The sequence below is a fragment of the Allocoleopsis franciscana PCC 7113 genome (assembly GCF_000317515.1).
Lineage (GTDB): Bacteria > Cyanobacteriota > Cyanobacteriia > Cyanobacteriales > Coleofasciculaceae > Allocoleopsis > Allocoleopsis franciscana.
Genome location: NC_019738.1, coordinates 5,736,581 through 5,761,774 on the forward strand (window position 1 = coordinate 5,736,581; position 25,194 = coordinate 5,761,774).

22 protein-coding genes and 1 pseudogene are annotated in these 25,194 nt (G+C 46.1%); 11 read left to right on the plus strand and 12 right to left on the minus strand.

All coding sequences use genetic code 11. The annotated features are described in order from the left end of the window. Positions 1-33: 33 nt before the first annotated feature. The 5 genes from MIC7113_RS35535 to MIC7113_RS23555 all read right to left on the minus strand — a co-directional run bounded on the left by MIC7113_RS35535 (position 34) and on the right by MIC7113_RS23555 (position 3,725). Positions 34-879 carry an NYN domain-containing protein gene (locus MIC7113_RS35535; RefSeq protein ID WP_015184699.1) on the minus strand — a complete coding sequence of 282 codons (846 nt, stop codon included), beginning with the start codon at positions 877-879 and terminating at the stop codon, positions 34-36. Between the two features lie 42 nt (positions 880-921). After that, positions 922-1,293, minus strand: a complete 372-nt coding sequence (locus tag MIC7113_RS23540; protein ID WP_015184700.1) for a hypothetical protein — start codon at positions 1,291-1,293, stop codon at positions 922-924. Positions 1,294-1,296: 3 nt separating this feature from the next. Further along, the gene (locus MIC7113_RS23545) at positions 1,297-1,512 is read right to left on the minus strand and encodes a hypothetical protein (RefSeq protein ID WP_015184701.1); all 216 of its coding nucleotides are present in this window, start codon (positions 1,510-1,512) and stop codon (positions 1,297-1,299) included. A gap of 145 nt (positions 1,513-1,657) precedes the next feature. Beyond that, a complete protein-coding gene (locus MIC7113_RS23550) occupies positions 1,658-2,338 on the minus strand; it encodes a Uma2 family endonuclease (protein WP_015184702.1) in 681 nt (226 codons plus the stop codon). A 73-nt stretch (positions 2,339-2,411) separates the two neighbouring features. After that, a complete protein-coding gene (locus tag MIC7113_RS23555; protein ID WP_015184703.1) occupies positions 2,412-3,725 on the minus strand; it encodes a homoserine dehydrogenase in 1,314 nt (437 codons plus the stop codon). Between the two features lie 53 nt (positions 3,726-3,778). Here MIC7113_RS23555 and MIC7113_RS23560 point away from each other — a divergent pair, with 53 nt between their 5' ends. The 4 genes from MIC7113_RS23560 (at position 3,779) to MIC7113_RS35540 (ending at position 7,450) form a co-directional block, all read left to right on the plus strand. Next, positions 3,779-3,961, plus strand: coding sequence for a hypothetical protein (locus tag MIC7113_RS23560; protein WP_015184704.1), 183 nt, complete (start codon positions 3,779-3,781; stop codon positions 3,959-3,961). Positions 3,962-3,973: 12 nt separating this feature from the next. Then, positions 3,974-5,506: a TM0106 family RecB-like putative nuclease gene (locus tag MIC7113_RS23565; RefSeq protein WP_015184705.1), complete on the plus strand. Its 1,533-nt coding sequence runs from the start codon at positions 3,974-3,976 to the stop codon at positions 5,504-5,506. Positions 5,507-5,549: 43 nt separating this feature from the next. Further along, a complete protein-coding gene (locus tag MIC7113_RS33775) occupies positions 5,550-5,885 on the plus strand; it encodes a hypothetical protein (protein ID WP_051055782.1) in 336 nt (111 codons plus the stop codon). Positions 5,886-6,008: 123 nt separating this feature from the next. After that, a protein-coding gene (locus tag MIC7113_RS35540; RefSeq protein ID WP_390464103.1) for an IS5 family transposase occupies positions 6,009-7,450 on the plus strand; the annotation gives its coding sequence in 2 pieces (ribosomal slippage) (positions 6,009-6,432 and positions 6,432-7,450; 1,443 coding nt in all). 223 nt (positions 7,451-7,673) lie between these two features. On the opposite strand, the gene MIC7113_RS23585 is transcribed toward MIC7113_RS35540, so the two are convergent. Together MIC7113_RS23585 and MIC7113_RS23590 are read right to left on the minus strand one after the other, a co-directional pair. Then, positions 7,674-8,852: a glycosyltransferase family 4 protein gene (locus tag MIC7113_RS23585; RefSeq protein ID WP_015184706.1), complete on the minus strand. Its 1,179-nt coding sequence runs from the start codon at positions 8,850-8,852 to the stop codon at positions 7,674-7,676. A gap of 133 nt (positions 8,853-8,985) precedes the next feature. Further along, positions 8,986-10,146 carry an acyl-CoA dehydrogenase family protein gene (locus tag MIC7113_RS23590; protein ID WP_015184707.1) on the minus strand — a complete coding sequence of 387 codons (1,161 nt, stop codon included), beginning with the start codon at positions 10,144-10,146 and terminating at the stop codon, positions 8,986-8,988. 511 nt (positions 10,147-10,657) lie between these two features. Here MIC7113_RS23590 and MIC7113_RS23595 point away from each other — a divergent pair. The 3 genes and pseudogenes from MIC7113_RS23595 to MIC7113_RS23605 all read left to right on the plus strand — a co-directional run bounded on the left by MIC7113_RS23595 (position 10,658) and on the right by MIC7113_RS23605 (position 12,321). Then, on the plus strand, positions 10,658-11,059 hold the full coding sequence (locus tag MIC7113_RS23595; protein WP_015184708.1) for a hypothetical protein: 402 nt from the start codon (positions 10,658-10,660) through the stop codon (positions 11,057-11,059). Continuing rightward, positions 11,052-11,312, plus strand: a pseudogene (locus MIC7113_RS23600) (HNH endonuclease); the annotation flags it as partial. The gene MIC7113_RS23595 and the pseudogene MIC7113_RS23600, both read left to right, overlap by 8 nt. A gap of 109 nt (positions 11,313-11,421) precedes the next feature. Then, entirely contained in the window at positions 11,422-12,321 is a 900-nt protein-coding gene (locus MIC7113_RS23605; protein WP_015184710.1) for a carbohydrate-binding protein, read from the plus strand. Between the two features lie 266 nt (positions 12,322-12,587). Here MIC7113_RS23605 and MIC7113_RS23610 read toward each other — a convergent pair whose 3' ends face one another. The 4 genes from MIC7113_RS23610 to MIC7113_RS23625 form a co-directional block, all read right to left on the minus strand. After that, a complete protein-coding gene (locus MIC7113_RS23610; protein WP_015184711.1) occupies positions 12,588-12,956 on the minus strand; it encodes an aspartyl protease in 369 nt (122 codons plus the stop codon). Next, a complete protein-coding gene (locus tag MIC7113_RS23615; protein WP_015184712.1) occupies positions 12,953-13,270 on the minus strand; it encodes a hypothetical protein in 318 nt (105 codons plus the stop codon). The genes MIC7113_RS23610 and MIC7113_RS23615 overlap by 4 nt, the downstream gene beginning before the upstream one ends. Positions 13,271-13,348: 78 nt before the next feature. After that, positions 13,349-13,984: a Uma2 family endonuclease gene (locus tag MIC7113_RS23620; protein ID WP_015184713.1), complete on the minus strand. Its 636-nt coding sequence runs from the start codon at positions 13,982-13,984 to the stop codon at positions 13,349-13,351. A gap of 17 nt (positions 13,985-14,001) precedes the next feature. Continuing rightward, positions 14,002-17,766, minus strand: coding sequence for a hydantoinase B/oxoprolinase family protein (locus MIC7113_RS23625; protein WP_015184714.1), 3,765 nt, complete (start codon positions 17,764-17,766; stop codon positions 14,002-14,004). Between the two features lie 155 nt (positions 17,767-17,921). Between MIC7113_RS23625 and MIC7113_RS23630 the strand changes: the two genes are divergently transcribed. From MIC7113_RS23630 to MIC7113_RS23645, 4 genes are all read left to right on the plus strand, one after another. Further along, positions 17,922-18,860, plus strand: coding sequence for a ribonuclease D (locus MIC7113_RS23630; RefSeq protein WP_015184715.1), 939 nt, complete (start codon positions 17,922-17,924; stop codon positions 18,858-18,860). A 139-nt stretch (positions 18,861-18,999) separates the two neighbouring features. Next, positions 19,000-20,463: an alpha-amylase gene (locus MIC7113_RS23635; protein WP_015184716.1), complete on the plus strand. Its 1,464-nt coding sequence runs from the start codon at positions 19,000-19,002 to the stop codon at positions 20,461-20,463. Between the two features lie 134 nt (positions 20,464-20,597). Then, on the plus strand, positions 20,598-21,251 hold the full coding sequence (locus MIC7113_RS23640; protein WP_041780192.1) for a hypothetical protein: 654 nt from the start codon (positions 20,598-20,600) through the stop codon (positions 21,249-21,251). A gap of 159 nt (positions 21,252-21,410) precedes the next feature. Next, complete coding sequence (locus MIC7113_RS23645; protein WP_015184718.1) at positions 21,411-22,352, plus strand: ParA family protein; 942 nt, start codon at positions 21,411-21,413, stop codon at positions 22,350-22,352. Positions 22,353-22,514: 162 nt separating this feature from the next. On the opposite strand, the gene MIC7113_RS36815 is transcribed toward MIC7113_RS23645, so the two are convergent. Further along, positions 22,515-24,839 carry a beta strand repeat-containing protein gene (locus MIC7113_RS36815; RefSeq protein ID WP_015184719.1) on the minus strand — a complete coding sequence of 775 codons (2,325 nt, stop codon included), beginning with the start codon at positions 24,837-24,839 and terminating at the stop codon, positions 22,515-22,517. Positions 24,840-25,194: the final 355 nt, after the last annotated feature.

Sequence of the window (25,194 nt, forward strand, 5' to 3'; positions counted from 1 at the left end):
TTAGATTGACGCAGTAACACTGACGCTGTAGAACTATGGAAGCCAGTCTATATAGCCTTTGCGCCCCATAGACCACGCCTTTTTAATATTCGCAAGCTCTCTTGAAATGTATTCTTGATCGCTCGCAGCTAGAGGACCGATATATCCTGTATAAGACGCCCAGGTCTCAAAGCGGAATCTAACACCATCAAGGTTAGCGGAACCAACATAATTCTTGGAAATGTAAACTGTACCGTCACCGTCTACACGAAGTTGATTCCGGACTCGGTCATCGGACTCTGAATACAGAACTGCACAAGTCTCTGCATTCAAATCATCAATATGATATCTAGGATATGAATAAGTAAAAAGATGCGCTAAATCATCACCAATCGTCAGTGTAGTATAAGCCTCATTCTGAAGATCAATAGGCGCATCTCCTTTCACTGAAACAAGTAAAATTCGGGTCTTGCGACGTAGTCTATGTAAGGTAGGAATATAGTCTCGATCAGCGGACGCAAGAATAACTGCATCCGAATGGCTTGCATAGTCCTCAATTTTTCCGGCAATTGTTGTGTCAACTCCTTTCTCTGAAGAACCGGGAATACTCACTACATCTACAAACACTCCAATCTCCGCTCTGAATCGATTAAGCATTGAATCCTGATGTTCTTGAGCAAATTTCCTTGAACCTGAACCGAATTTCTTTGGAGAACAAACAAACTCAGCGCTTATGCATGGTGAAATCGGGTCTGGTAGCTCTGCCAGTTGAATATTTAAATAGTCAATGAGTCCTCGTAGTGAAAGTTGCCTTGAAAGATGTACAGGAACGATTCCTAGATCAAGAAGGCGATTAATGAAGTTAGGTCCATCAACAATTAGAGGAGTATTTATTGTCATCAGTATCTCTACTCTACAGCTACAGATAGATTCTATATCGAATCAAAATTTACCCTCTTGCAAAACGCCAATCTTGGGTAACTCCTTCCACTCCGGCTCAATGGGTGAATAGCGGCAATAGCACACAACAATCTCATCATACTCAGCCGAGTCAACCGACTTGAACCACTCAACCCGACTCACTTCCCAGTCAGACCAACGCACATGAGTGCTAGCATCCGGGAAGTTTGGATCGACGGACTCTTCAAAGCGGGCAAACTCACGCGGACGATAGCCTGGTTCTGGCAGTGCCTTATCAGAGCAATCCAAATACTCAGCCAGCATCCGGGTTAAGTGTCCAGCAGGTTGCAACTTGCGCTCCTTCCACCCCTTCGATGAAGCTGATTCAGTTTTGAAGACAATCCATCTCTTCACAAGTTATTCCTCCCTCTCGTGTTTGGGTTCATAGGGGCTAGGTGGGAACTCGGTTTCGCCCTCAAAAACACAATCAACCTCAAGCATTGAATCGCCAGTTTCCTCAATCCTGACAAGGTTCCAGCCGTACTTATCAGCCATGTCCTCACACTTGTCTGGGTCAGTTGCGCCATGCCGTGAGACGTTCTCATCCGGGTCGTACCGTGGGCTTCTGGTCATTGGTCATTTGCAATCGGTGAGATGTATGCATTTTTATGAACTCTCGTTAATCTTCTCCAGCCCCGTCTGAGGAAGTCAGATACTCCTAGAAGGTTAGTTTCTGAGTTGTTACCATCATAGCGATCGCCTTATAATATCGGTCAGTTTACTCAGGCAACTCCCCAAAACGTTCTCGATAACGAGCGAGCATTGCTTCTGCTTGTTCTGCTCTCTCCTCGGCTTGCTGTCGAGCCTTAACTTCTGCTTGAAGTGCCTCCACCAACTCATCGGGAATTAACAACTTTTCCCCCGTATCTTCCCGATAAAACCCAATCAGTTCTCCTTCCACAGCTAAGCGCAACTGCAACGGTTCACTTCGGCTATCTGTAATTAATTCATAGCTCTCTCCCCGGAGTCGATATCCCTGCAATCGCTCTTCTATCCACTCCCCTTTGGGGTCAAATAACCAATATTCCTGAACCTCTAACTGCTCATACAATGTTTTTTTAAACCCTGTATCTTGGGCTTGAGTTCCTCCAGAAGTCATCTCAAAAATAACAACTGGAACCTGACCTTCTTCCCAAATTTTATAGTTGTCCCGTCCTCCCGGCTCCACATCAAAAATCACCATCACATCAGGAGCGACTCGCAACTTAGGAAAACCTTGAGCATAGTACAAAAATTGATTCCCTAAAACCGTTGCCTGACGGCCTTTTAGATATTGCCTCAACACTTCCAATGTTGTGAGTAGAGCATAGAGATGAGTATAAGTTTCTGCCACCGGTTCACCATCAGCACTGGGATAGAACGGTTGGGATTGTTTGGCTGTAGGAGTAAGAGCCGTCATATTCGCTTTCTTCCCGCTTTACTGTTCATTATGTCAGCTCTCCTACAACCAGAGACTTGAATGTTCGCAACACCTAAAGCACTCGCAAAATGCTGGGAATGCTATCAACAGCTTCTAACGTCCGAATTTCATCCAAAGCCTGTCGGAAATTCCCCTCGCGAACATCGTGAGTGACGACAACAATTTCTGCTAAATCATCCCGAAATCCAGTCTGCACAATTGACTCCAAACTCACATGATGATTACCAAAACTGGTTCCTAAGTGACCAATAACACCAGGACAATCTTTCGTCAGAAAACGCGCATAAAATCGAGTAACGAGTTCTGACATCGGCGCGATCGCACAATAATGTTGATGGGCACAACTCAACAAGGGATGCAATCGGTGAGACTCCCCAGCCGTTTTCAAAACAGCGGCAATGTTCAAAATATCCGACACCACTGCACTCGCCGTTGGCCCAGAACCCGCACCTGGCCCGGAAAAGACCACCTGTCCAATCGGGTCGCCTTCCACTAAAATCGCATTGTAAACCCCATTAATACTGGCTAATGGATGCGTCTTGGGGAGCAATGTGGGATGAACTCTCACCTGTAATAAATCTGCATCTGGGGGAGCGGTTGCTGCTAATTCTTCTCGCTTGGCAAACGCCAGCAATTTAATCACAAACCCCAGTTTCTGGGCATAGGAAATATCCGCCGCACTGACTTGGCGAATGCCTTCACAGTAGACATCGTCGAGTTTAATGCGTCCAGCGAAGGCGAGGGAAGCGAGAATGGCAATCTTATCTGCTGCATCCAAGCCATCCACATCAGCGGTGGGGTCAGCTTCGGCATAACCCAAACTTTGGGCGTCGGCGAGGATGTCGCTAAATTCACCCCCCTCAGTTTGCATCCGAGTCAGGATGTAGTTGGTTGTACCATTAACAATACCAATCACACTCTGGATGCGATTGACACCTAAAGATTGTTTGAGGGGTTGAATCACGGGGATACCACCCCCAACCGCCGCTTCTAAAAGAACGTAGACTCCTGCCTCTTCTGCTGCTGTAAAAATTTCAGCCCCATAACGGGAAATTACAGCTTTGTTGGCGGTAACCACATGCTTGCCCTGGGTAATGGCTTTGAGAATGAGCGATCGCGCCGGTTCCAACCCGCCTAGTACTTCAACCACAATATCCACGGCTGGGTCAGTCACAATCGACTCTAAGTCCGTGGTCATCAACTCCGGTGGTAGTTGAACCTCTCTCGGCTTATCGAGCGATCGCACCCCCACCCGATGAATCTCAATCTCTTGCAACAACGGCTGACGCCCTTCTGGATTGAGTAAAATCTGTGCCGTTCCTGTGCCAACGGTTCCGACGCCTAGCAAACCAACTTTAAAAGCCACAATCCCTCCTTTGACTCCTAACCCTACAGCTTAATTGATCTTAGGAAAATCCTATGCCCAGAAGCGTGTTTGGAGAATGGATCAATGGGAATGTAACGATCATAAAAAATTCAGTTAACCTGTCTATTACAGGCTTGATCGTTGAAGAACTGCCTTCCCCAGCCTCACTCATTGCCTTAAAAGATATTTATAATGGAACAGTTTTGTTATTCCAAAATTATTGTCAAACCCGCTAATTGGTGTCAGTCATGGTTCAAGCAGAGTCGTCAGGGCTTGAGGCCATGCTGATCACGGATGATTTACTGCTCTATTACAAACGTTGCCAACGTCGAGTATTTCTGGATGTTTACAGCGACCCTGCCGAACGCGACCCAGAACAGGACTTTTTGCTGAAACTCCGACAGGATAGCTGGGCGTATCGGCAAGCGATTTTTGATGCCTTGCCCCATCAGTCCCCGAAGTATCCTAGGGGAGATTGGGAAGCTGGGGCACAGGCGACGTTGAAGTTAATGCAGCAAGGGGTAGAGCAAATTTCCCAAGGGGTGCTACTGAGGCAAACCCCTGAAGGGATAACCTTGTTGAGCCGTCCCGATTTGCTGGTCAAACAGCCTGGGTCATCGCATTTTGGGGATTGGATGTATGCTCCTACTCACATTAAGCTCGGTAAGCGTCCCAAACCAGAGTATCAAATTGTTGCAGCGTTTGCAGCCCATCTTTTAGCAGAGGCACAAGGCGTCTTACCCAATACGGCTCAGTTGATTTTACGCCGTCAAGATGCCTACAGCGTGAGTCTAGAACGGTGGGTGCCGCTGATGCAGGAAGTTGTTTCAGATTGCATCGGAACCCTACTCCAGCAACAAGAACCAGAGGTATTTATTTCTCGTCAGAAATGTAGTCTTTGCCACTGGTACAGCCGTTGTTATGCGATCGCCAAATCCCAGCAGCACATTTCTCTGTTACCTGGAGTAACGCCCAGTCGTTATCGAGATTTGCAAGCGTTGGGTGTCACTACGGTAGAATCTCTAGCCCAATCGACCATTAGCTTACTAGAACCCGCCGTTGGGAACGAAGTCGCGTTGGATTTAGTGCAACAAGCGCAATCCAATGTGCAGAATCGAGCGATTGTTCGTCACAGAGATGGGGAAGAAACCCAGACAACGCCGTTTTTCACCAGCACTGAGACTTTACCCACAGCATCGGTTGAACTTTACTTTGATATTGAGGCAGAGCCAGAACTGAATCTTGATTATTTGCTAGGTGTTTTGGTAATTGACTATCGCACGGATACCGAAACGTTTTATCCTTTATTTGCCCAATATCCCAGTGATGAAGCTTTAATCTGGGAGCAATTTTTAGATTTGGTATCGCTCTACCCAGACGCTCCCATCTTCCATTTCTCTGACTACGAAGTTGAGACAATTAAGCGTTTAGCCAAGCTTTATCAAACCCCACAACCTCAACTGCAACGGCTACTCTCTCAGTTTGTGGATGTGCATGGGTATGTAATGAACACAGCAACCTTGCCCGTGGAGAGCTATTCTCTCAAACACCTCGCTCGATGGATAGGCTTTGAGTGGCGTGATGCGGGGGTGACAGGTTCCCAATGTGTTTGTTTGTACAACCAATGGTTAAAGACAAGCGATCGCTCTGTTTTGGATGTGATTTTGCGGTACAACGAGGATGACTGCCGTGCCACTTATTACCTCAAAAACTGGCTCGTGAATTTTATGCAAGACTCGGTTCAGAATTCTACAAAAAGTTATGCAAAGATTTCTGAATAAATTAGCATTATTTATCTAAAGTACAAGTTTTTCTTATCCATCAGTGTTAGCCTACAATCTATGGTTGGTTTTTGCAGCCATAAAGGCTGAGAAAAGTCTCCTGACAATTTATTATGAGGTTATTGATATGCTTCCTTTATTTTTCTTCCTTTTAATCCTCGCTATTGGAAGCCTTTTAATATCACTGAAAGCCTCTCACGAAATTTCCCGCATTCTGGCAGCTGGTAGCGCCATCCTCAGCTTAATTTTTGGGTTTGCTCTTGCTCCGTGGCCTGTTCAATTTTTAATTGTTTTTCTGCTACTGGCCTTAGAACGCCTATATCCTTTTCGTCGGTTTGGAGAAGTCCCCGTGATTCTGACTTCCAATAAACGCAGATAATTAGGGTTTGCTGTAAAAACCGGAAACCCTTAGCTATAAATAGTTTGAGCGGTCTTGAAAGTTGTTCAGCTCCCAGGAAATCTGGTAGAATCCCACAAAATCCTTGTACCAAGAGCAGGGAAAATGTACAGAAAAGCTTCCTCAAGCCCGACCCCACCGGAAAACTTTGAGCTGCCCTTTGAGGGAAAGTTATCACAAGATAACCGTTGGGTAATCATGGCAAATCTGATACCCTGGGATGAATTTGAAGAGGAATACGCCAAAATTTTTTCTATTGATATGGGGGCACCTGCGCTGCCATTTCGGATGGCATTGGGTTCATTAATAATCAAAGAAAGATTAGGAATAAGCGATCGGGAAACAGTAGAACAAATAAAAGAAAACCCTTACTTACAATACTTTATAGGGAGAAAGCATTACAGCAACGAAGCCCCTTATGATGCCTCACTTTTGGTAAGATTTAGAGAAAGGATAAATGTTGATTTAGTAAATCAAATAAATCAAAGAATGGTAAAGAAGATTCAGGAAGAAACAGAGGAGGAATCTAAAAAAAAAGCTCACTCTCAGAAAGGCAAGAAACAAGAGAAAGCCCGAATCAAGGGAAATTAATTCTGGATGCTACCTGTGCGCCAGGAGATATCAGCTATCCCAATGACTTGGGTCTATTAAATCAAGCCAGAGTCAAAACGGAAAAGATAATAGATACTCTCTATAAGCCCCTAAAAGGGAGACTAAAGAAAAAGCCAAAAACTTATAGAAACCTCGCTCGGAAAGATTACTTGAAAGTCGCCAAAAAACGGAGATCGTCAAGAAAAGAGAGAAGAAAAGCTATAAAAAAACAACTGAAATATATAAAAAGAAATTTATCACACATTGACCAGCTCCTTCAGACAGGAGAAGCACTTGAGGGTTTGAGCATCTCTCAATATAAGAGCTTGCTGGTGGTGGCGGAAGTTTACCGTCAACAGCAATGGATGTATGAGAATAAAGCCCAGAGAATTGACGACAGAATAGTCAGTTTAAGTCAGCCCCATATCCGTCCAATTGTGAGAGGAAAAGCCGGAAAACCTGTAGAATTTGGAGCTAAACTAGCAGCAAGCGTCAGAGATGGATATGTCTTTTTAGACCGTATAAGCTGGGATAACTTTAATGAAGCCGGAGACTTAAAAGCCCAAATAGAAGCATTTAAACAGCACACAGGAGTCTATCCCGAATCAGTACATGTAGATAGAATTTATCGAAATCGCGAGAATCGAGCATTCTGTAAAGAAAGAGGGATTAGAATAAGTGGCCCCCCCTTAGGCAGACCTCCAGCTAATGTCAGCTCAGACAAAAAGAAACAAGCCTTAGACGACGAGAAGGTTCGCAATGCTATTGAAGGAAAATTTGGCATCTCAAAGCGAAGATTTAGCTTGAATCGCGTCATGGCTAAACTGCCTCATACTTCTCAAACGGCTATTGCTATCACTTTTTTAGTCATGAATCTTTCCACCCTGCTACGGCAGTTTTTTTGTCTTTTTTTGTGCGATACACAACATCACGCCTTTTTTCTCGATAACTATTAATTCGGCTTATGCTTGTGGGAATTAACAACAACAAAAGCTCATTATTATTCCAGGATTAAATAACTGATTAATCCATCGGTTGTTTTTCGCCGACTTATTCAGCAAGCCCTAATTATTTCCTGATCGGAATAAAAACACTGTTTCAATAAACAAAAGCCGACCATTGATGGGTCGGCTTTTAATTGACAAAACACCACAAAAATGCGCTCAATCCACTTCCGATTTATAGCTCGAACGCTGGAATATTAGACTTCAACCAAACCGGCGAAACCTGCGCCTCATGACTGGCTATCTCCTCAAATAAGTTGACGTAGCTGTGAGCCATATCAGTCCAACTATGCTGCTGTGCTACCGTTCGAGCAGCATGACCCATGTGATATCGTAAGACGGGGTCTCGTGTCAGCCGCAAAAGTGCCTGTGTTAATGCCTGCACATCCTCTGAGTCAGACAAGACAATTCCAGATTCAGGCGTGACAATCTCAGCCGCACCCGTTGTGGTTGCCGTAATTACAGGTAAACCAGTAGCCATCGCTTCCAACACAACTAGACCAAAAGGCTCGTACCGTGAAGGAAACACAAACACATCAACTGATCGCAAGAGTTCCGAGATGCCCCGTTGTAATCCCAGGAAATGCACCCGCTGACTCAAGCCGAGCCGTGCAGCGATTTCGGGATAAGGGCTACCTTCTGTTTCGCCTGCAACGGCTAAGTGTAAATCAGGCACATTCACCAAAGCGTGCAAAACCGTATCTAAGTTCTTGCGATTGAGGCGGATGTCTCCCGCAAACAGAGCCAAGGGTACGTCTTCCGGTAGACCCCATAGACGGCGATTCGCCGAACCTGGAGAAAACTCCTGTAAATTAACGCCACAGGGAATGACACGAATGCGCTTTGGTGGGATACCCGTCTCGACTAATTCTCTCTTAATCCGTTGTGATACTCCCACAACCACTTTGGCTTGACGGAAGGCGGTTCTTTCCCAATGAGCATTTAGGAATGTGTAGAGCCATTGGTAAAGACCATAAAAATCTCGACGAACCCGTGAAACATGGAAGGGAGACGAGAGCCATGCCCGATGCACAAACGATACCATATTCACATCTGCCCCTGCCGAAGTGACTGCGCCGTTGGCGATTACCAAGTCAAACTCTTGACGATGTTGACGTAACCAATCCGCACTGCGCCAAGAGAATACCACCTCGCGCACAAGTTGGGTGGGTAACTCTTTGACAGGAATTGAAATCCAGTTAACTTGACTGTTGTGTTGCAGTTCTGGGGCTAATTGGCTCGATACCACAGTGACTTGGTGATTGCGCTGGAGCAATTCCCTAACAATCTCATAATTCACCCGACCTTGACCATCATTTTTAATGACACTGGGCGTCACAATACAGAGTTTCATCTTGCAACCTATCCTGTATAAATGAATTCAGCTCAAAAGAAGCGAGCAACCGACTTGAAAAGCGATCGGAAACTGGAGTACGTCACTGAGACGGGTTTATGGATTGAGACAATTACGCCTACTTAAGCCGATTTCAGCAGGGAGTTTGTTGTCGTGGAAAATGAGTGAGAGTCCAAGTTTGGGGTACACCATGCCAGGGCATCGACACACCCCCAAAGGTACGCAGATTCTGCCAATAACGGTCAAAGCGACGGTTGGAAACTGTACTGGAGTTACCCATGAGCTCAAACATGCGGTTGGTAATCATCAAGCCAACTCGTGTGGCATATACCTCAGCGGAAAAAACGGCATTGGCTAAGTCTTGGCGTTCTTCATGGGTTAGCTGGAACCCCTTTTCCCATGACACTTGCAGGTATTGTGCCACGTCATCTGCCAGCCGAATAGCTGTTTTCAATTCAATCCACACATCGCCGTAATCACCGAGGGTGTAGGGGTCTAACGCTACACTATCTACCGCTGAAGTGTGCTTGGGTTGGCTCAGAGTCTCCTGTTCGATCGCTTGCAAAGCACCTTGCCCAATTCCTAGCTCCACATAGGTTTTCGTTAACTGGGCAATGATTCCCGTGAATGTGGCAAAGGCAGTATTCGGCAGATGATGGGGTGCCAAAATCTCATCTTTCTCGATTAGGACGTTGTGGAAGGTGAACGTACCGCTATTGCCTCGCTCTTGCCCCATCTTGTCCCAATTAGAGGTAACCCCCAAACGAGCTTTGGGAATTATGCAGAAGAAGGGCTGTTGAACCCCTTCTTGCCAAGCGGAGAATACCCGCAGATCTGCTGCCGCAAGGAGTGAATCAAAGCGTTTGACTCCATTGAGGCGGAAGCGATCGCCTTCTGGAATGAGGCTGAGTCTGGTATCCCAGGTGTCAATGGCACTCGCCCACAATCCATGATTCTGGGCGGTGTAGCGATAATATTTTTCTTTTTGTTGTGGCGTTCCAGAGAGATGACTTAAAACGGTTAAGTTCAGATGGTTGCCATACAACTGTCCGATTGAACCCTCGGTTTTGGAAAGTTCATAGACGATTTTTAGCGCGTCTATCCAAGTGGCTCCTGTACCCCCATATTCCTGCGGTACCAGTAATTCGAGTAGCCCACTTTCACGCAGTTGCTCGATTTCATCTTCTGATATTTCTGCTTGGGCATCGCGTTTTTCCGCAGCTTGAGCCAGTTCCTGGGATAAGGAAACCGCTATATCCAGATAAGTGGGTGGTTTTCTGACATTTAATAACATGGCACAATCATCCTTAGTGTTGTTCGGGGAATAGGGAACGAAACGACGCAACGCATGAATTCATCAGATTCAGGGTTGCTTACATCTCCCTATTTCCTTTTTCTGTGTCTGTCGTGACGGATCATCTGGGTTTGAGTCGCTTAGGGGCTAAGCGAAACAGAGATACCCTGCCCAGTTCAACCCAGTTCCAAGGGTTCTCACGACTTGAGAGTATCTGCACCGTCCAAGTTGGGCTGATGATTTTGGCTTAATCTACGGTTAATCGGTCGGGATACAGTACTATTTGCTTATAAGTCTTGAGTATTGCATACGCCGCAACGAATAGCAAGGGCATTTTTATGAGAATTTGCGGAGAAGGCTATGCCTTGTGGGTGGGGAGAAGAGATGGGTTAAAGGTTTGCGATCGCTTAGGGTACCAGCTCTGTTTGAAGCAACTCCTCTCTTGAGCAAGCAGATCGCATGACTTAAGGATTGATAAAATATCGACAGATTAATAGGCAAGGGGCAGAAAATGTCAACCATTAAAGTTGAAGTGCAACTGTCTTCAGAAGAATTGCTCAAAGCTGTCGATCAACTCAGCTTGCCAGATTTAGATCAATTTGTATCTCAAGTCTTAGTGCTACAGGCGCAACGCAAAGCCTCAACGTTATCACAAGCTGAAGCTGAACTGTTACTAAAAATTAATCAGGGTATCCCTTCAGATATTCAGAAGCACTATGAAGAATTGATGGCTAAGCGACAGGCTGAAACTCTCACTCATGAGGAACATGGCGAATTACTTCAATTGACTGAACAGATAGAAAAACTGCAAGCACAACGCATAGAATATTTAGCAGAATTGGCGCGTCTTCGTAGGACATCCATTAGTGCATTAATGGAAAATTTAGGGATTCAGGTGCCAACTTATGCCTGAGAGTCGAGTTACGGCTCAACAAAAAAAGGCTGTGGCTGAACGTGCTAATGGATGTTGTGAATATTGCAGAAGCCAAGCGCGTTTTGCTATTCAGCCGTTTTCGATTGAACATATCATTGCCAGAAGCCAAGGTGGAGAAACAGTAATGGATAACTTGGCTTTGTCATGTCAGGGATGCAACAATCACAAGTACAACAAGACTGAAGGACGCGATCCAGTCAGTGGTGATTTGGTGCCGCTATACCATCCGCGTAATACTCTTCAGGGTAACCTTCGGCATACATATGGCAAAAAATCTGGAAGATGGTGACTTCAGTTTGTAGTCATACCTGCATCTGCTTTAGAACTTGATATGAAAATATTTGCCAATAGGGGATAAACTCGCGCTCGCCAGCTTACTCGTCGCCGTCCTAGCAGCCATACCTGCTTGGTTGGCAATACGACCCCAACCCAGACCAAGCAAATGTACTTATGCCGGTCGGGTTCTTAATGAGGAAACTCTAAAAGCAATTGATGGCGCTAAAGTTTCACTGGACTATAAAAGTTACCCTTATGTTGAAGACACGAATAAAGAGGGCATTTATAGATTTGTTATTCCTTGTGCTGGTGATAGTGCCGTCGCTGAGGTGAGAGTAGAGGCTGAGGGTTATGAGCTTTATAGTCGAGAAGTCCCACTTCTGGAAAAGATTGAAACCATTCGTCTCAAACCTACGAATCGCAATGATATAGCTCCCAGAACACAAACACCTATTACAAATACACCGACACCCTCAAGCCTCTCTGACTCATCTATTTCAAATCCTAAACCTACACTGCAAACTGTTCCTTTATTTCAAGACGGTTTTGAACAAGGTACCGACCTCTGGAATAAAACAGAAAAATTTATTTCTACAGAGGGACGCACAGGAAAAGGGATACAAGTAAGTTACTTTGATAAGACTGAAAAGTTTGCTGCTCGGATACATCAGCGAATGCCTGTCATGTTCAAGTCGGGTAAAACCTACAGGGCTAGTACATGGTGTAAGGCTGATGAGAAAGCCATTTGTCAGATTTGGTTAGGAGATTCTGGCTCAAACTCTACACCAGCTTATGAGCATGAGGTTTCTGACCGTAGACAGGGAAATGGGAAATGGCAGCACCTTACGACTCCTCCCCTAACTATGCACCATGACGAAGATATGTACTTATACCTTTACAGTATAAATTTTGGAACCTCGGCAACTTACGATGACATATTACTCGAAGAAGTGCGTAACCCATGATGCCATCTATTCTATTAGCCACATAAGCTGACGCACATCTACATTTGATAATTTAGCGACTGAAACCAGTTGCGGCCTTAGATTGCCCTGTAAAACTAGACAACGAACAGCTTAAAATCATACCAAATCCTGTTCCCATCCCCCTCTTATCCGCATAACCCCTAGATCCCTGAGATAAAAGAATGTGGTCGATTTTTATAAAGGGGTTTTGACAAGCGGATTTGGTATCACACAACATTTATTGAGGAGCGATCGCACTTTTCCATTCACCCGAGAGTCAACACTCCAGCATTAAAATTCACCGCAAGCGGCAGCATTTTCAACCACTGTAAACCGAGTAGAGGTTCGGGAATTCCTGCTCCTGCTAAAACTGGGATAATGTACTCCTTTTCATCTAGTACAACTCTTCCCTCATAAATATCAAAATACCCCTCACCCCGTGCCATCTGCATCGTGCGATTACTTTCAATTAAAGACCATCCTAAACTTTCAGCGTCTTGGGTATCAAGTGCTAACCAACCTGTAGTAAAGCCAGTATCTAGCAACACCTCAACAGAGTAACTCTCTCCCTCAGCAGCAATAAGCTCAACTTCAAAAAATAGCTCCCCGATTTCGCCGAACCTACCTGAAATCATATTTTACCGCAGGTTCCTGTCTCATTGAGACGGAAAATAACAACCCAGCCGATGGGATACTTCTGACGAGCTTTTTGCATAGCTACCTCTTCATCTGGATCAATAAAATAATCCCCAGTATTTGGCTCAATGATAATGAACCAATTGTAATGATCTTCTCTCAATTGAGGAGCAACTTGCTCAAAAAAACTACGAGCTTTTTGACAACGAGTATTTCTTTCAGCTTCCCTTCTGGCTAACTCCTCCGGTGGTATTGTGAATTCTGGAAATATCCTACCTCGATGACGAGGGCGAACTAGTTTTATGCGAGTCATAAATTACTTACCTATTTAATGATTAATCTAGTTTCCAGTATATCTATTAAATTGTAGTGCCAAAGAACTTCACCCCTTCTATTGCTCTCTCACCCAAGCCCGAAAAGCACGTAAAGTTACTGTCTCCCCATCGACCAAACTTTGGCGAATAAATCTAGGGATAATATCTAAAGGCATCCAAGGAAAAGTCGGACTCTGGTTAACTTTTTGATACTCTTGGCTTGATTGCTCCAAAACAAAAACCTCTAATTTATTGCCGTTATAATGCCAAAATTCAGGCACACCAACTGCTGCATAAATTGGCTGTTTGTCCATAGAACCACTGGTGATATCGATTTCTAGTACTAAATCTGGAGGTGGGTCATTATTGAGGTCAATCTCTTGCTTGCTTCTTACCAGTGGTTCATTTTGAATATAGTAACAGGAGTCAGGTTCCGCTCCTTTCAACTTTTTAGCTCGCTTCAGGGTTAAAGAACCAAACTTTTTGAGATTCAGATTTAACTCATCTGCGATCGCTCTAATCAGATCGTCGATAAAGCGGTTACTATTCTCATGCGGCCCTAAAGGTGTCATTATCTCTAATAATCCTTCGTTGTAAGCCAATCTTGTGCCTCTTTTATTTCCTAATTCTGTGAGTAATTGCTCAAACGTTTGCCAACTGACATTGGACAAAATGACCCGTTGTTCGGCAATTTCAGGAGTTGCTGTTTTCATAAATTGTTACCTTAAAATTAGGTAGCGAGCGAACCATATCCCCCGCCTCCAGGTGTTTCAATTGTAAACACATCTCCCGGATTCATTTGTGCAACCGCAGTACTTCCTAATTCTTCCACCGTTCCATCACTCCGTTGCACATAATTCTTGCCTAAAGCACCCGTTTCACCTCTCTCCAATCCCAAGGGAGGAACAACACGATGACTCGAAAGAATTGCCGCTGTCATGGGTTCCAAGAAACGAACCCGCCGAATTACTCCATTGCCACCATGATGATGTCCCTTACCGCCACTATTGGGACGAATGTAGAAATCTTCTAACAAAACAGGGAACCGCCATTCCAACACTTCCGGGTCAGTCAGGCGAGAATTAGTCATGTGAGTATGCACGGCATCTGTGCCATCGAAATCAGCACCCGCACCCGAACCGCCGCAGATGGTTTCGTAGTATTGATAGCGCCCATTACCAAAGGTAAAATTATTCATTGTTCCCTGAGAGGCGGCTAAGACTCCTAAGGCACCATACAAGGCATCAGTAATGGCTTGGGAGGTTTCCACATTTCCTGCAACTACAGCAGCAGGATAGCGTGGGTTCAACATACAGCCTTGGGGAATGATAATTTCTAGGGGTTTGAGGCAGCCGGCATTGAGGGGAATATCGTCATTTACCAAGGTGCGGAAGACATACAAAACAGCGGCTTTGCACACGGCAGACGGCGCATTAAAATTACTCTCTAATTGGGGAGACGTGCCAGTAAAATCAATCTTGGCGCTGAGATTTTGGCGATCAATGGTAATGGTTACCTGAATTTGATTGCCATCATCCAGCTTAGCGGTGAAACTACCATCATTGAGAACTGCGATCGCACGACGCACGGATGCCTCAGCATTATCCTGTACATAACCCATGTAAGCGTGCACGATCTCTAAGGAGTAGTGCTGCACCATCCGCAGCAACTCTTGCACACCGCGTCCATTGGCGGCAATTTGCGCTTTCAAGTCGGCAATATTTTGCTCGATATTCCTGACTGGGTAAGCGCCAGAAGTGAGAAGTTCTCTCAATTCTTGTTCTCGGAAACGTCCTTGTTCAACTAACTGGAAGTTGTCAATTAACACCCCTTCCTGCTCTACCGTTGTACTATTGGGAGGCATCGAACCGGGAGTAATCCCACCGATGTCTGCATGGTGTCCCCGCGAAGCCACGTAGAAGAGTGGCAGAGTGGGAGAGGGAGAGGGTGCAAAGACTGGGGTAATCACCGTAATATCGGGGAGATGAGTGCCGCCGTTGTAAGGGTTATTCAGGACATACACATCTCCCGGTTGAAGGGTATCGCCGTGTGCTTCAATTAAACTGCTCACGCTTTCGCTCATTGAGCCTAAATGCACAGGGATATGGGGTGCATTCGCAACTAACTGTCCTTGTTGGTCGAAGATGGCGCAGGAAAAGTCGAGTCGTTCTTTGATGTTGACGGAGGAACTGGTATTTTGGAGCGTAATCCCCATTTGTTCAGCAATAGAACGAAATAGGTTGTTAAAGATTTCTAATAACACGGGATCGACTTGGGTGCCGACGACTAAACTCTCATCTAGGGGTTTGATGCGCTTCAAGACTAAATGATTGTGCTGGGTTACCTCTGCCTGCCAACCCGGTTCAATGATATTCGTACCCGTCGCTTCAATAATTAGGGCAGGACTAGAAATGCAATCTCCCGGTTGTAAATTCTCTCGCTGATAGACTGGCGTCTCGTGCCATGCATCTGCCGTGTACATCTGAACGGTTGCGACGGGTTGCGGTGCCTCTTCTGTCTGACGTTCAATGATCGGTTCTTCCGGGTTATACGTCTGTTTCACCACCTCAACCGAAACCGCCTCAACCATCAACCCCTTCTCCGGTGCAATAAATCCATACTGTTGCCGATGCGCCGCCTCAAACTGCTGCTGCATCGCCGCAACCGTCCCAAAATCCACAATCAGCGCCGTATCCGTCCCCTCATAGCGCAGATGCACCTTGCCAAAAACTTGAAAATCCTCCTCTTCTTCTTTGTGATCTGTGTCCTCTGCGTCTGTGTGGTTAATTTCCTCCTTCCCCTCTCTCGCCAACTCCTGCAACAACTGCCGTAAGGGCGCAACGCCTTGCGCCCCTACATTAAGCAATTCCTCATCTAACTTCGCCTCTACTGCCCGTTCCCGCAATACTCGGACATCCGCCAAACCCATCCCATACGCCGACAACACCCCGGCAAAAGGATGAATAAACACCTGCTTCATCCCCAACGCATCGGCAATCAAACAAGCATGTTGTCCCCCCGCACCGCCAAAACAGCACAAGGTATACTCCGAAACGTCATACCCCCGCTGAAGCGAGATTTTCTTAATCGCATCCGCCATTTTCTCAACGGCGATCGCCAAAAATCCCGCCGCCACCTGTTCCGGTGTGCGATTATCCCCAATATCCGCCGCCAACTGAGTAAACTTCTGCCTGACTACTTCTGCATCTAACGGCAAATCTGCATTCGGGCCAAACACCTTGGGAAAGAACTCCGGTTGCAACTTGCCCACCATCACATTGGCATCCGTCACCGTCAATGGGCCACCCTTAGAATAGGACGCTGGGCCAGGATTTGCCCCGGCTGACTCTGGCCCTACCCGATAGCGCGCCCCATCATAGTGCAGAATCGAACCCCCTCCTGCCGCCACGGTGTGAATCGACATCATCGGTGTCCGCATCCGCACACCCGCCACTTCCGTCTCAAAGGTGCGTTCGTATTCCCCGTTGTAGTGGGCGACATCGGTAGAGGTGCCACCCATATCAAAGCTGATGATTTTGTCGAATCCTGCGATCGCACTGGTTTGCACCGCCCCGACAATCCCCCCCGCAGGGCCAGATAAAATACTGTCTTTCCCCTGAAACTGCCCTGCATCCGTCAATCCACCATTGGATTGCATGAACATCAGTGTCACGGACGCTGAAAGTTGCACGTTACCTGGTTGAAGCGTCGTTTGGGCTATACCTACAGCCTGTAACCGATCAACATCCAACTCTGGAGAACCTTCATCCTGCAACTTGTCAACATTCAACTGACTCCCCACCCGATCCACATACCGACGCAGAATCGGGGATAAATAAGCATCAACAACCGTTGTGTCACCGCGACTGACTAACTTCATCAAGGGTGTCACTTCATGAGATACTGAAACTTGGGTAAAACCGATAGTGTGTGCTAGTGTGGCTACTTCCTTCTCATGTGCTGGATAGCGATATCCATGCATAAAAACAATGGCACAGCTACGGATACCCGCCTCGTAAGCTTCCTGCAAAGATTGCCGGACTGCCTCAACATTGACCGGAATTAACTCTTCACCCTGAGCACTGTAACGCTCCTCCACCTCAATCACCTGTTCGTAGAGCATTTCAGGTAGGATAATCTGACGGGCAAAGATATCGGGACGGTTTTGATAGCCGATACGCAAGGCATCCCGGAAACCTTGGGTAATCACTAAAACGGTGCGATCGCCTTTTCGTTCCAACAAGGCATTCGTCGCTACCGTCGTCCCCATCTTTACCACTTCAATTTGTTCAGCGGGGATCGGGAGTTCAGCCGGAATCCCCAATAAGTCTCGAATTCCCTGCACTGGTGCATCCGTGTAGCGTTCCGGGTTCTCACTGAGTAGCTTGTGAATCACTAACGTGCCATCCGGGCGTCGCGCCACAATATCGGTGAATGTCCCTCCCCGATCAATCCAGAATTGCCAGCGGTTATCTCCAGACGAAGATGCACTCATGGGATTCCTCAATAGCCGTTGAAGTATTTAAGCACATTGTTACAATGACGAGCGTGCTGATCAATCTTGATGGTTGAATTTCTTCCTATTGAGATAGCTTAGCCGCTCAACAATACACATCTCTGACCTATTCTCCTTCCGTTCATTTTTAGGTAATGCCATATTTTACAAAATCTCACGAAATTAAGAGCAGAATTTCCGAATATGCTCAGGCTGAAATTCTTTGGATCGATACAGAAGTCGCTGACTATAAAACCGATTCTCCCAGACTATCTTTAATTCAAGTTTTAGAGCATTCGACTCCTCTGAGTGGCGATAATCAAGCGCTGCTGACAATGGCAGAACAAGTCTCAGTCTTCGATGTTTTAGAACAGCCGTCACTTGTCGCTGAATTCATCGAGCAAATTATGCTTAATTCTGCCATAGAAAAGGTTTTTCATAATGCTAGCTATGACCTTAAATTGTTGGGAAAAAGCAAGGTTAAAAATGTCACCTGTACTTTTGAAATGGCGAAAAAAATTCCTTACTACCTTCTCCCGGTGCCTAATCACAAACTCAAAACCTTAGCCGATCAACTGTGCCCTCTACCCCCATTGGACAAGACTGAACAAGGGAGTGATTGGGGGCGGCGTCCCCTCAGTGCGAACCAACTTTATTATGCCAAAATGGACGCTGTTTATGTGGCTCAAGTACACCATCAATTGTTGCAAATCCGTGAACCTGAACCTGCCACAGAAGATATCGAAGCACTGACGATGAGGTATCGCCAAATAGAGCATCGATGGAAGCAGTTGGATACTGAAATGAGCCAACTTAAAGAACGTCTTAAAGCAGCGATGGATGCACAAAAAGTTAAAGAAATCAAGGGTTTTAAGTTAACAAATCAAAAGCGAACCACCAAAAAAGTTCCCTTTAGCCCCTTGGCAAAAATGACGCAAGAGATGGGGATTGAGTTGGATTTATCGGTCACGCTGACCAAGCAACTTCAGAAGGAATTAGGAGATGCGATCGCACAACTGCCAGTAGAAGAAGAAACCACGGATATTTTGCAGTTGAAAGTTACAGAACAGGACGAAGAAGAATTGCCGTTTTAACCCCAACATTCAACAAAAATGAAGAATCAGGCTTTTATCTTTGATTCTTGACATTTTAACTGTTAGTTTACACTCGCGTCTGGAATGGCTTTCCTCTCTCTTGTAACAACCCATAACCCAATCTCCGGGAGAAATCAGTATGGCAGATGTGAATGGCACGATGATGCAGTATTTCCACTGGTACATCCCAGCCGATGGCACCTTGTGGGAGGAAGTTAAAAACAAAGCGGCAGACTTGGCTCAAGCTGGCTTTACAGCCTTATGGTTACCACCCGCGTACAAGGGTCAAGGCGGTGGGTATGATGTCGGTTATGGGGTTTACGATCTCTTCGATTTAGGTGAATTTGCTCAGAAAAATACAGTACGCACGAAGTACGGCACACGAGAGCAGTTGCTTGCCGCCGTAAAAGCGGTACAGAATGCTGGGATGCAAGCCTACGCAGATGTAGTTCTCAATCACAAAGACGGCGGAGATAACCCTGAAACGGTCAAAGCGTTACCCTTCAGCACGGATAACCGTAATTATCCATCAGGTGATTGGCAACAGATTGAGATTTACACCAACTTTACCTTTCCTGGGCGTGGCAGCAAACACTCCAGTATGGAATGGCACTGGTGGCACTTTGATGCAGTGAACCACCGTAAGGATCGCTTAGGGGACAATAGTACGGTTTACCTCTTAGAGGGCAAAAACTTTGATAACTTCGTCGATTTGGAGAAAGGCAATTACTCCTTCCTCATGGCTTGCGACTTGGATATGGAACATGAGCAAGTGCAGGGCGAACTTAAGTATTGGGGCGAGTGGTTCTTAGATACAACGGGTGTCGATGGCTTCCGACTTGATGCGATTAAGCATATCCCATCCTGGTTTTATAAAGACTGGCTCAATCATGTGCGTCACCATGCACAGCAGAATTTATTTACCGTGGGTGAATACTGGTCAGACAACATTGCCGCCTTGCACTGGTATATTAGTGCGACTGAGGGAAAGATGTCGCTGTTTGATGTGCCACTGCATTACAACTTCCATCGCGCTAGTAAGCTGGGTGGATACTACGATATGCGGAACATCTTGAACGGCACCCTGATGCAGCAGCAACCGGCACTCGCGGTTACCTTTGTGGAAAACCATGATAGTCAGCCGTTGCAATCGCTGGAATCTGTGGTTGAGTCATGGTTCAAGCCGTTGGCGTATGCCATCATCCTGCTGCGTCGGGAGGGCTACCCCTGCGTGTTCTATGCCGATTATTACGGAGCACATTACAAAGATAAGGGGTATGAAATCTGGCTGGATTCCCATCGCTGGCTAATCGACAAGTTTTTACATGCCCGCCAAAACTATGCCTATGGTAATCAGTATGACTACTTCGACGATCAAAACATCATCGGCTGGACGCGCTTAGGCAATCCAGAGCATCCTAAAGCCATGGCGGTACTGATGAGTGATGGCCCAGCCGGTAGCAAGTGGATGGAGGTCGGTAAGCGTAGTGCAATCTTCCATGACCTAACTGAGCATATCAAAGAACCTGTACACACCAATGGTGATGGTTGGGGTGAGTTCCGCTGCAACGGTGGCTCAGTTTCAGTATGGCTTGAACAATAGTCAGACTGACGCACAAGCTCAGAAATCCCCAAACTAGGACTTCGGTCATGGTGAATTCGCCGACTTGTAGTAGACTTGCTGTTATTGCGCCTCTACAGGTCGGTGTTAACTGCGAATTGTGCCAGCGTCTAACCATGCTCAGTCATACCATTTGGGATTTAGAATTTGGGATTGGGGATTTCCACAGCCTTGGTAGTCGGGAATTTCAGAACTCTGAATGTGACCTATCCCAACCTAAAAGGTATCGCTTGAAAGCTGAATTTCGCTTACTCCACACACTGATAGTTTTGGGTGGAGTAGCAACTAGTATCTGGAGTGCTGTTCCCGCCTTGGCACAAAGCACTTTGGCTCAAGCGAGTTCATCTTCTCCTGTGATCGTCCCTTTGCAGAAGGACGACTCCTCTAATGTTGACCCTCTGAGTACACCTGTCACGGATACTGTTACGCCTACTAGTGTCGCTCCCACTCCCTTCGCAATTCCCACAGGGACTGCACCAGAGGTATCAACCGCTCCGACAACTTTCAACACCACCCCCTCAACGCCTCCCCTCATAGTCACGCCAGAAGCATCGGCAGCTCCCCTCACCTTTACACTCACCCCTTCCACCCCGCCTACGACGCCTGCACCTGCACCCACAATGCTTCTCACGCCCACCGAGACTACACCTGTGGCAACTCCTATCTCCCCCGCTCCCCCAACCGTGATTAATTCTGAGACTTCCGATTCTGTCCTCAGAACAATGACGATTCAGAACCCCAGTGGTTTTAATAATTCAGGAAATCAATAGGTTAGGATTTGGCTGCTGTAAACTCTTTATCTGAGTGAAAATAGGGAACGGGGAATGGTAAGGATGAGTAAGAATTCCCCATTTCCCTGAACCAGCCTTTAACCTAGCTGGATTAGTTAGTGCCAAATCAGGCAACGTTTCTCCAAGAGGATTCGATTAATGGGATTGATCATTGCCACAGTTAACATGAAGGGCGGTGTTGGGAAGACAACCCTCACCGTAAACTTGGCTACTTGCTTGGCAAAATATCACGGAAAGCGAGTTTTAGTGGTTGATTTAGACTCACAAATTAGCGCAACACTGAGTCTAATGCAGCCTCAAGATTTTGCAAAGGTGAGGAGAGAAAAGCGCACATTGGGTCAGTTAATTTATAAAGAAATAAAACCCAATAATCGGATTAAACGCACAACAGAAGAGGTTATTCAATCAGATATTTGTCAAATTCCAGAGTTAAATTTGTTGCCTGGAGATATTGACCTTTATGATGAATATTTAGTGTCAGAGCTTCTGCATAAAAAAGCTTCTAACCAAGAAAATTGTGATTTTAGTGATGTTTGGAATGGTTTTGAAGAGGAATTAATTAAAGGAATTTTAGAGCCTGTCGTTAATGACTACGATTTTATTATTCTCGACTGTGCTCCTGGTTATAATCTTTTAACTCGAAGTGGAATTGTAGCTAGTGATTTTTATCTACTTCCAGCTAGACCTGAACCTTTATCTGTTGTTGGAATTCAGCTTTTAGAAAGACGAATTTCTAAGTTGAAAAACAGTTACGGTGATGATAGCTGTTTTAAGGCTCAATTACTTGGAATTGTGTTTATTTTGTCGAGTGGTGGTCTTTTCGACAGGTATTATAAACAGGTGATGCAGCGAGTTACCACAGAATTCAGTCCAGCTCAAATGTTTGAGAATCGCATTCCGATGGATGTCAATGTGGCTAAAGCTGTGGATAGTTTTATGCCAGCCGTTCTGGCAACTCCAAATTCTTCGGGTTCTAAAGCATTCGCCAAGTTAACTGAAGAATTTTTACAAAAAGTGGGGAATTCTAACAATCTGTATTCAACCTCTCAGCCTCCGATGAATGTGGTTAATCTGGAGTAATATCAAGTTCGGCTGAAAATCCCTACTTAGGGAAATCAGGAGTGAGGCAGAAGATTATGGCCTTCTCACTCCTGATTTTTTTAGCTAATCATTTGGTGGGCAAACTAATAGCTGTGTTAATCCAGAAAAGAAGTAGGGTAGGCATTGCCCACCCTACTTTAACTAAACGAGAACAATATCAAGACTGGGAGCAAATCCTGGGGGTGTGTTTTCGATGGTCGCAAATTGTGTTGGACCCGTTATACCACTTGGATCGAAGAACAATGCACCTGTAGAGCTGTTATAGCTAAACTGGCTTAATGAGGTTGCTCCAAATCCCGACATGGAGATTTGAATGGTATCACCTTCTGTCCACTGGAAGTCTTTGATGATATCAATTCCTTCAGACAGCGAGTTAAAGATAAACTTATCAGCTCCTGCGCCACCCCAAAGGGTGTCAACTCCTGAACCACCCGTAAGACTGTCATTGCCATCTCCACCAATTAAGCTGTCATTGCCACCGTATCCATAGAGCGCGTCATTCCCACCGTACCCATAAAGGGCGTTGGCGAAATTGTTGCCAGAGATGACGTTGTTGAGGTTGTTGCCATCGCCGTAGTAAGCCGTGCCAGTCAGAGTCAGGTTTTCGACGTTAGCAGGCAACCATTCGATGCTTGTGCTGACTGAGCTGTAAACCAGATCTGTCCCTTGATTGGCGTACTCAATGACTTGATCAGATATCGAATCTACATAATAGATGTCGTTGCCAATTCCCCCGTACATGGTGTCGGCACCTAACCCACCATTGAGGATGTTATTGCCACTGTTACCAGTGAGGACGTTGTTATTGCCGTTACCTGTAGCGTTAATGTTGGCACTCCCTGTCAGCGTCAGGTTCTCAATCCCATACCCCAGAGTATGATTGACCGAAGAATATACCGAATCGACACCACCGAGAGCATCGTTGTAGGTTTCCGCCACCACATCACCGACGTTGTCCACGTAGTAAGTGTCGTCGCCATCTCCACCATTCATGGTGTCGGCACCTAATCCACCATCGAGAATGTTATTGCCACTGTTGCCAGTGAGGACGTTATCATTGCCATTACCTGTGGCGTTAATATTGCCAAAACCCGTCAGCGTCAGGTTCTCAATCCCATACCCCAGAGTATGATTGACCGAGGAATATACCGAATCTACACCACCGAGAGCATCGTTGTAGGTTTCCGCCACCACATCACCGACGTTGTCCACGTAGTAAGTGTCGTCGCCATCTCCACCATTCATGGTGTCGGCACCTAATCCACCATTGAGGATGTTATTGCCACTGTTGCCAGTGATGACGTTGTTATTGCCATTGCCTGTGGCGTTAATGTTGGCAGTCCCTGTCAGCGTCAGGTTCTCAATCCCATACCCTTGCCCACCAGACACTGTACCAGGTGAGAGGGAATAGCTAACTGAGGAATATACTGAATCTACACCACCGAGGGCATCGTTGTAGTATTCCCCTACTACATCACCGACGTTGTCCACGTAGTAGGTGTCGTCGCCATCGCCACCATTCATGGTGTCGGCACCTGCACCACCATTGAGGATGTTATTGCCACTGTTGCCAGTGAGGACGTTGTTATTGCCATTGCCTGTGGCGTTAATGTTGGCAGTCCCTGTCAGCGTCAGGTTCTCAATCCCATACCCTTGCCCACCAGACACTGTACCAGGTGAGAGGGAATAGCTAACTGAGGAGAAGACTGAATCTACACCACCGAGGGCATCGTTGTAGTATTCCCCTACTACATCACCGACGTTGTCCACGTAGTAGGTGTCGTCGCCATCGCCACCATTCATGGTGTCGGCACCTAATCCACCATCGAGAATGTTATTGCCACTGTTACCAGTGAGGACGTTATCATTGCCATTACCTGTGGCGTTAATATTGCCAAAACCCGTCAGCGTCAGGTTCTCAATCCCATACCCCAGAGTATGATTGACCGAAGAATATACCGAATCGACACCACCGAGAGCATCGTTGTAGGTTTCCGCCACCACATCACCGACGTTGTCCACGTAGTAAGTGTCGTCGCCATCGCCACCATTCATGGTGTCGGCACCTAATCCACCATCGAGAATGTTATTGCCACTGTTACCAGTGAGGACGTTATCATTGCCATTACCTGTGGCGTTAATATTGCCAAAACCCGTCAGCGTCAGGTTCTCAATCCCATACCCCAGAGTATGATTGACCGAGGAATATACCGAATCTACACCACCGAGGGCATCGTTGTAGGTTTCCGCCACTACATCACCAACGTTGTCCACGTAGTAGGTGTCGTTGCCATCTCCACCATTCATGGTGTCGGCACCTAATCCACCATTGAGGGTATCGTTAGTACTAAGACCATTAAGAACGTCGTTACCGTTTAGCCCGTTGATGGTATCAGGTACATCACCAAACCAATCAACGATGCCATTGAGGATGTCATCACCATTTGTCCCGTTAATAGTTGCCATTGTCAGTTGCTCCTAACTTTTCAGTAAGAATTTAAGAATTAAAGTTTTTGCAGATTGCTTATGCCTGTTGAAGGATTAGTGGCTTTTTCGGAAGCGTGAATCTTTCAACCTCTATGTACTTGTCTGGAGAGGCTACTAGAGTTACGCAGTGAGTTACAAAAGTTTACAAGAAGTTTGCAGATTGTCCTCGCTGGAGCTGGAGAGATAGAGGAATAGGGAAAATCTTCAATAGAAGCGATCGCTTTAGCGATGGAAATCAATTTGGATCGCGCCTCTTATCGATTGAATCCTCCTTCTGATAGGCGTAGTAAAGCCCCAGAGCAGTCTAAAACAGTGGTAAATGGGCAAGGTCTAG

What these genes read in the sequence shown, in the direction of transcription:
- MIC7113_RS35535 (WP_015184699.1), bottom strand. Translation starts at nt 879, where the DNA reads ATGACAATAAATACTCCTCTAATTGTTGATGGACCTAACTTCATTAAT.
- MIC7113_RS23545 (WP_015184701.1), bottom strand. Translation starts at nt 1,512, where the DNA reads ATGACCAGAAGCCCACGGTACGACCCGGATGAGAACGTCTCACGGCAT.
- MIC7113_RS23550 (WP_015184702.1), bottom strand. Translation starts at nt 2,338, where the DNA reads ATGACGGCTCTTACTCCTACAGCCAAACAATCCCAACCGTTCTATCCC.
- MIC7113_RS23560 (WP_015184704.1), top strand. Translation starts at nt 3,779, where the DNA reads ATGCCCAGAAGCGTGTTTGGAGAATGGATCAATGGGAATGTAACGATC.
- MIC7113_RS23565 (WP_015184705.1), top strand. Translation starts at nt 3,974, where the DNA reads ATGGTTCAAGCAGAGTCGTCAGGGCTTGAGGCCATGCTGATCACGGAT.
- MIC7113_RS23585 (WP_015184706.1), bottom strand. Translation starts at nt 8,852, where the DNA reads ATGAAACTCTGTATTGTGACGCCCAGTGTCATTAAAAATGATGGTCAA.
- MIC7113_RS23590 (WP_015184707.1), bottom strand. Translation starts at nt 10,146, where the DNA reads ATGTTATTAAATGTCAGAAAACCACCCACTTATCTGGATATAGCGGTT.
- MIC7113_RS23595 (WP_015184708.1), top strand. Translation starts at nt 10,658, where the DNA reads ATGTCAACCATTAAAGTTGAAGTGCAACTGTCTTCAGAAGAATTGCTC.
- MIC7113_RS23610 (WP_015184711.1), bottom strand. Translation starts at nt 12,956, where the DNA reads ATGATTTCAGGTAGGTTCGGCGAAATCGGGGAGCTATTTTTTGAAGTT.
- MIC7113_RS23615 (WP_015184712.1), bottom strand. Translation starts at nt 13,270, where the DNA reads ATGACTCGCATAAAACTAGTTCGCCCTCGTCATCGAGGTAGGATATTT.
- MIC7113_RS23620 (WP_015184713.1), bottom strand. Translation starts at nt 13,984, where the DNA reads ATGAAAACAGCAACTCCTGAAATTGCCGAACAACGGGTCATTTTGTCC.
- MIC7113_RS23625 (WP_015184714.1), bottom strand. Translation starts at nt 17,766, where the DNA reads ATGAGTGCATCTTCGTCTGGAGATAACCGCTGGCAATTCTGGATTGAT.
- MIC7113_RS23630 (WP_015184715.1), top strand. Translation starts at nt 17,922, where the DNA reads ATGCCATATTTTACAAAATCTCACGAAATTAAGAGCAGAATTTCCGAA.
- MIC7113_RS23635 (WP_015184716.1), top strand. Translation starts at nt 19,000, where the DNA reads ATGGCAGATGTGAATGGCACGATGATGCAGTATTTCCACTGGTACATC.
- MIC7113_RS23640 (WP_041780192.1), top strand. Translation starts at nt 20,598, where the DNA reads ATGCTCAGTCATACCATTTGGGATTTAGAATTTGGGATTGGGGATTTC.
- MIC7113_RS23645 (WP_015184718.1), top strand. Translation starts at nt 21,411, where the DNA reads ATGGGATTGATCATTGCCACAGTTAACATGAAGGGCGGTGTTGGGAAG.
- MIC7113_RS36815 (WP_015184719.1), bottom strand. Translation starts at nt 24,839, where the DNA reads ATGGCAACTATTAACGGGACAAATGGTGATGACATCCTCAATGGCATC.